Origin of the sequence: Mesorhizobium sp. M4A.F.Ca.ET.090.04.2.1, from assembly GCF_003999085.1 — a bacterium.
Taxonomy (GTDB): Bacteria; Pseudomonadota; Alphaproteobacteria; order Rhizobiales; family Rhizobiaceae; genus Mesorhizobium.
This window is the reverse complement of sequence record NZ_RZOT01000416.1, coordinates 1-5,507: the sequence shown is the minus strand read 5'-3', so window position 1 is coordinate 5,507 and position 5,507 is coordinate 1. Positions and strand designations below refer to the sequence as shown.

The following is a 5,507-nucleotide window of genomic DNA, read 5'->3' as shown; positions in this document are numbered from 1 at the left end:
TTCGTGTACAGGTCCAGATGCGGTTCCCAGGCGTCGTCAGTTTTGTGCTTGCATCGCTGTGCCTTGCCGGCTGCTCGTCCACATCGGGCATGGACGCCTTGCAGGTGCCGTCCAACGAGATCACCCGTTCCGTCGTCAGGCCAAGCGCACCGGTGGCGAAGGCCGTCGCGACTGCTGAGACCGAAGCCACCGACGAGACAGTGTCGATGGCCGGCACCGCCCGTATCAGGCCGCCGGCGTCATTGCCTGAAGAGAATGCGCGTCCCTTCGGCCTAGCCGAGGAAGAGACGGTGGCATTCCCTGCGCCTGATCTTTCCGACAGTGTCGAACCGCCGGTCGAGCCGGCGGCGCTTGTGGCGCCGCCGAAGCGGCTGTCTCGCGCGGCGCCGGCGATGCTGGCCGGCCCCGTCACCCGATATGGCTTTCGCGATGCCAAGCCGATCAATTTCGGTCGGGCCTCGCCCCGGCACCTTGCGGTGCACGGCGTCGACGTTTCGCGCTGGCAGGGCAACGTCAACTGGGGAAAGCTGCGCGCCCAAGGCGCCAACTTCGCCTACATTAAGGCCACCGATGGTGGCGACCATCTAGATCCGATGTTCAGGACCAACTGGCGCAATGCCGATGCCGCCGGGCTGAAACGCGGCGCTTATCATTTCTTCTACTGGTGCCGCACCGCCGGCGAGCAGGCCGATTGGTTCATCCGCAACGTGCCGCGGGTCGAGGGCGCGCTGCCGCCGGTGATCGATGTCGAATGGAACGGCGAATCCTCCTGCAAGCGGCGGCCGTCGCGCGACACGGTGCTGGAGAAGATGCAGGTGTTCATGGACAAGCTCGAACGCCACTACGGCCAGCGGCCGATCATCTATACCAGTCCCGACTTCTATCGCGACAATCTGCGCGGCGCCTTCCTCGACTATCCGTTCTGGCTGCGCGCTGTCGCGCGCCATCCGTCAAAGGTCTATCCCGACCGCAAATGGCTGTTCTGGCAATATTCCGGCTCCGGCCTGTCGCACGGAGTGAGGGGCCGCATCGACCTCAACGTCTTCCACGGCGACGAGCGCGCCTGGCGGGCCTGGGCCGGTGAACAGACGACTGTCGCCGACGCCGACTGAGCGCTCTCGGCTGATGCCATTACCGGCAGGCTGCCCCATCCCCCGGCGGCATTTTCAGCGTTTTGCTAAGGATCCACTCACCTTTTTCCTTAGTGGTCCTGCAATGCCGGGCTGGTAACATCCGCGTAATCATGCATGCCGCGCGCAACACCGCGCGGCCGAGCATGAATGGGCATGGAGGGGTCGATGCGCAATCCGGTTCTGGCAATCGTTTTTGTGGCCGCTGTCGGCTACGGACTTTTCAATGCGCTCGGGCATGGGCGGAGCGACAAGCCGATGGCCATTCCGGCCGCGGCGCCGGGCGCCTCGCAGACGGCGCCTCGCGCGATGACGGAGAACGTCGTCGCCTATTCCACCGAAGACAAGGCGATGCAGGCCGCCAAGAACAAGGGCCACTCGACGCTGCCGCGCTTCCACGAGCTGATGGCCGCTGGCACGCCCGGCACCTACACGGTGAAGTTCCCGCTCACCCAGAACGGCGCCACCGAGCACATCTGGATGCAGCTCACCGGCCTGGGCGACGGCACCTTCATCGGCCTGCTTGCCGACGAACCTGTCAACGGCACCAAGTACAAGATGGGCGACCGCATGACGGTGGAGGAAGCCGACGTCGAGGACTGGATGGTCAAGAACGGCGGCGAGGTTTACGGCGGCTATACCGTGCGTCAGGCGTTTGCGGACATGCCGAAGGAACAGGCCGCGAAATACGGCATCACCTTCAAGGATTGATCCGGCTCCCCGAGAGGAGGAGAGTCGCACCCCGCGCAGTCGTCATCCTCGGGCTTGACCCTACCCTTACCTTGCCTCGCGTCTTTCGCGCTCGCGTATCTCGGCCGTCTGAGCCAGCACCCAGTCGCGGAACACCTTGATCTTGGGTGCATTGCGGCGGCTTTCCAGATGCACCAGCCAATAGCCGTCGCCATCGGATCCAAGCACTTCAAAAGGCTGAATCAATTGTTCCTTGGCCAGCAGCGCATTGTAGATGTTGCGGGTGAGGATAGCGGCGCCCTGGTCGGTCAGCGCCGCCATTGCATCGTAAGCCTGCGACCCCAGCGTCGGACCCGCGATGACGCGATCGGGTTCGAACGGCACGCCGGCTGCCTCGAACCAGATTTTCCACCAGGGATCGTCGGCGCAGCATAGCGCCACCTTGTAGAGATCCTCGGGACGGTGGATGCCGCCCACACTCTCGGCCAGTCTCGGGCTGAGCATTGGCGTATAGTCCGCCTTGAACAGATAGTGAGCCGTCAGGCCGGGCCATTTTCCGGTGCCCGTGCGTATCCCGACATCCATGTCCTCGCGCGTGAAATCGACTAGGCGGGGCGATGTGTTCACCTTCACGGCGAGATCGGGATGCATCAGCTGGAATGTTCCAAGCCATACGGCCAGCCAGTTCGTTGCGAAGGTCTCCATGGTCGTCACCGACAGCACGCCGGTCGCGCCGCCCTTGGTCGCGACCCACGCATCGGCCAGGGCCGAGAACGCGCCTGATGCGTGCGGCGCCAACTGCTGTCCGGCCTCGGTCAGGGCGATCTGTCTTGTTTTTCTTATGAAAAGCGGCGTTCCCGCGCGTTCTTCCAGCACCTTGATCTGATAGCTGGCCGCCGACTGGGTCATGCCGAGTTCTTCGGCCGCCTTGGTGAAACTGCCCAGCCGCGCCGCGGCCTCAAACACTCGGATGGCGCCTAGCGGCGGCAGCTCCCAACTCATGACGCATCAATCCTCCTGATGCATGCTACGCGAGGTTCGATTGGAATCCAAGGCCGGAAAACGGCATGCTCTGGTCATCGAACTCGAACCCGAAAGGACACACGGCAATGACCACCACCCGTTACAACACGCTTCGTCGACCGGTTCTCGACCTCTTCATCGCGCCGTTCAGGCCCCGCACGCGCGGCCTGCTCGACCGCCGTTCACTGTCGGACCATTTCCTGCGCGACATCGGCATGCTCGACGGACGCGTGCCTCCCGGCACCCTTCGCTGAGGCAAATCCGGCGCCTTGACCGACGCGAGGGAGGGAAAGATGGATGCGTTGTCGCAGGCTCTGGCGAAGAGCCGTCAAACGATCAGCGCCTATGAGGACTATGCGGAACGCTACGATCAAATCGTGCGGCATGTTCCTAACGACAGAGAGCAGGCGTCGCTGAAGCGCCTTGTGGCGATCGCCGGCACCGCCGGCCAGATTCTCGAAGTCGGGTCCGGAGCGGGATACGACGCCGACTTTCTGGAGGGCCTGGGCGTCAAGGTTCGGCGCACCGACGCGACAAAGCGGTTTCTCGAGCTGCAGGCTGCGCGCGGCAAGCACGGCGAGCTTCTCGATCTCCTCACCGACGATCTCGGCGGCCCCTACGATGCCGTGCTTGCGCTCGCCGTCCTGATCCATGTGCCCCGCGACCAGATCGATCAGGTGCTCGCCAGGATAGCCGGCTCGCTGCGGCCAGGCGGCGCCTTCCTGGTATCGATGCGCAATGGCGACGGCGAGACGGACGGCAACTATCATACCGTCCTGTGGCGCCGGGACGACTTCGCGGCCCGTATCGAAAGCGCCGGGCTGGTCCTGATCAGGGACGATTTCAACGAGGGCCGCAATCGCGAGGAATGGAACACGTTCCTGGCTGTCAGGCCGGCATGACTGGGCCGACGATGCCGATCACAAGTGAGGCCCTACTGCGGCTTCGTCATCCACGGGCGGAGCAAGGAGCGAAGCGACGCGCGCAGACCCGAGGATCCATTCCGTGACCTCGGCGAAGAGTGCAAACGGAGCAGAATTCTGCATCGCTGCAACGCTTCAAAGTCACGGAATGGATTCCAGGGTCTGCGCGCGTCGCTTCGCTCCTTGCTCCGCCCTAGAATGACGAAGTCGAGGGGCCGTCGCCCACTACGCCTCGTTGATCATCGCCTCGATGTTGTACCCATCGGGATCGAGCATGAAGGAGGCGTAGTAATTTTCCGCATAGTCCGACGTGGCCCGGGCGCGCCATTGTCGGCGGCGCCCGCCTCGAGCGCCGCCCGATAGCACGGATCGACCTCGGCCTTGTTCTTTACCCGGAAGGAGACATGCAGGTGGGTGAGGGGCGGTTTCTCGCCCGTGCTCTGGGTCTCGAACAGGCAGCCGTTGCCTTCATCGAAGGCCCACGCCTTCCTTGCCGAAGGAGAGGCTGTAGCCAAGGGCGCGAAAGCCTTTTCGTAGAAGAGTTTGCTCTTGGCGAGGTCGCTGACTTCGATGGTGATGTGGTCGAGCATGGGTAGCTCCGCAACGAGCAATAGGCTCCGAGATATCTACTCTAGTGGTCGAGATGAGCGCAGCAAGCAGCTTTCATCGAACGATTGGATCGAGGACAGATCCAGCCGATAAGCCGCGTAACCTTTGATATAAGCCCGTGGCCTCACTTTCGGTGAGACTAGAAATTAGGTCTGCCACGGCGCGTGGAATACCTACGTCTGGTTGCTCGAATAAATGCTGAAAGCGAACCGGGACGATGCTTTTCTTTTCATCATTCATGAAGTCATCGAACAGAGACTCTATAATCAGTTTCTGCCCGTGTTGTTGCGCCGACAAGGATGGATTCAAAATAAGGTAACTCCTTGTCATTTGCTTCAGCAGAATGACTTCATCAACTTTTTCAGGATCTAAGACAAGACCATCTCCTGATCTCGCAGACAAAGACGTGGAGTTAATGTAGCGGCCAATTAATTGTGACGTAAAGAATCTAAGTTGTTGCCTGTGCTCAATTCTCCCGTCGTATGATTCTGTCAGAATATGGGGGGCTAGAGGTGCTGCGATCTCGTCAAAGATTCTGGCATACGCAAGTCTTAGTCGGCCTTCAGCGTCGGAAGGGGCATTGTGCCAGCCGTCGGCAGCAGCTTTGACAAGAAATTCTCGGCCGTCATTTGTTTTAAGAAATGTCCAAGGGATCAGGCGGCCGCGATGTAAATCTTCCATATCGTGGACCGAATACGCTATGTCGTCAGACCAGTCCATGATCGCTGCCTCGACGGTTTTTTCGTCTCCGTATCCACTGGATTCGCGAGCAAAATCAAAATCGCGCTTGTCCAGCGCGTATGCCCCCCATTTTTTTGAGCGATTTGGATTACTTTTCTCACGTAGCCAAGGATACTTGCATGCAGCCGCTAGCGTAGCGGCAGTTAGATCAAGGCCAGGTGCTTCCTCGAAACGTACACAGAGTTTCGTTACGACGCGGAAGGATTGAGCGTTGCCTTCGAACCCGTCCTTATCGTCCGCTGCTTCTACAAGGCGATTGAGGGTCTTTTCTCCCAAGTGTCCGAAAGGCGGGTGCCCTAAGTCGTGAATCAGGCACGCCGCCTCCACAACCTCAGGATCCAAGCCAAGCTCAGTTGCCTCGGTAGGTTGTCGCTCCAACAGCATCTCGGCC

The 5,507-nt window shown here is 60.9% G+C and carries 6 protein-coding genes and 1 pseudogene; 4 read left to right on the top strand and 3 right to left on the bottom strand.

Annotated elements, in window-relative coordinates; genetic code table 11:
- Positions 1-17 precede the first annotated feature (17 nt).
- Both EN781_RS24360 and EN781_RS24355 read left to right on the top strand, forming a co-directional pair.
- Complete coding sequence (locus EN781_RS24360; protein WP_127400400.1) at positions 18-1,112, top strand: GH25 family lysozyme; 1,095 nt, start codon at positions 18-20, stop codon at positions 1,110-1,112.
- 186 nt (positions 1,113-1,298) lie between these two features.
- Positions 1,299-1,841 (top strand): DUF2314 domain-containing protein, encoded by a 543-nt coding sequence (locus EN781_RS24355; RefSeq protein ID WP_126054802.1) that lies wholly within the window; start codon positions 1,299-1,301, stop codon positions 1,839-1,841.
- 66 nt (positions 1,842-1,907) lie between these two features.
- On the opposite strand, the gene EN781_RS24350 is transcribed toward EN781_RS24355, so the two are convergent.
- Entirely contained in the window at positions 1,908-2,822 is a 915-nt protein-coding gene (locus EN781_RS24350) for a LysR family transcriptional regulator (protein WP_127400399.1), read from the bottom strand.
- Between the two features lie 107 nt (positions 2,823-2,929).
- On the opposite strand from EN781_RS24350, the gene EN781_RS34480 reads away from it, so the two are divergent.
- Positions 2,930-3,097: a hypothetical protein gene (locus tag EN781_RS34480; RefSeq protein WP_189347800.1), complete on the top strand. Its 168-nt coding sequence runs from the start codon at positions 2,930-2,932 to the stop codon at positions 3,095-3,097.
- A 39-nt stretch (positions 3,098-3,136) separates the two neighbouring features.
- The gene (locus tag EN781_RS24345) at positions 3,137-3,745 is read left to right on the top strand and encodes a class I SAM-dependent methyltransferase (protein ID WP_126054800.1); all 609 of its coding nucleotides are present in this window, start codon (positions 3,137-3,139) and stop codon (positions 3,743-3,745) included.
- Between the two features lie 246 nt (positions 3,746-3,991).
- On the opposite strand, the pseudogene EN781_RS24340 reads toward EN781_RS24345, so the two are convergent.
- Positions 3,992-4,356 (bottom strand): annotated as a pseudogene (locus tag EN781_RS24340) (VOC family protein).
- Between the two features lie 73 nt (positions 4,357-4,429).
- Positions 4,430-5,507, bottom strand: a 1,078-nt coding sequence (gene dgt / locus EN781_RS24335) for a dGTP triphosphohydrolase (RefSeq protein ID WP_127400398.1), incomplete at its 5' end; no start/stop codon positions are given.